At 75.3% G+C, this 603-nt stretch carries 1 protein-coding gene; it reads left to right on the plus strand.

From position 1 onward, the window contains the following. Positions 1-596: methyl-accepting chemotaxis protein (locus HMPREF0731_RS22665; protein WP_007006616.1), on the plus strand; the 596-nt coding region annotated here is incomplete at its 5' end. Positions 597-603: the final 7 nt, after the last annotated feature.

Genomic DNA, 603 nt, shown 5'->3' on the forward strand with positions numbered 1-603 from the left:
CCACGGCCGAGGCGCGCCAGGCGGATGCCGCCGTCGCCAGCTTGGCCGAGATGGGGATGCGCATCGGCGATGTGGTGCGGCTGATCAGCGACATCGCCGGCCAGACCAACCTGCTGGCGCTGAACGCCACGATCGAGGCGGCGCGCGCCGGGGAGGCGGGGCGCGGCTTCGCCGTCGTCGCCAACGAGGTGAAGGCGCTGGCCAGCCAGACCGCCCGCGCCACCGAGGAGATCGGCACCCAGATCGGCGCCATGCAGCGCGCCACCGAGCAGATGGTGGCGGCGATCCGCAATGTCGGCGCCACCATCGAGCAGAGCGGCGGCATCGCCCGCGCCATCGCCGAGGCGGTGACGCAGCAGGGCGAGGCGACCCAGGCCATCGCCCGCAACGTCGCCGATGCCGCCGCCGGCTCGGCCCAGGTGGCGGCGCGCATGCAGAAGGTGGAGCATTGCATGCGGCAGGATGAGGGCGCGCTGCAGGGTGTGCGCCAATCCGGCGACGCGGTGGCCGAGCAGGGGGCGGCGCTGCGCAGCGCCCTGGCGGCACTGGTGGCGCGGCTGCAATCCGGCCACCCGGCGCGGCGCGATGCCGCCTGAGCCGGCG

This window comes from Pseudoroseomonas cervicalis ATCC 49957, assembly GCF_000164635.1.
Taxonomy (GTDB): domain Bacteria; phylum Pseudomonadota; class Alphaproteobacteria; order Acetobacterales; family Acetobacteraceae; genus Pseudoroseomonas; species Pseudoroseomonas cervicalis.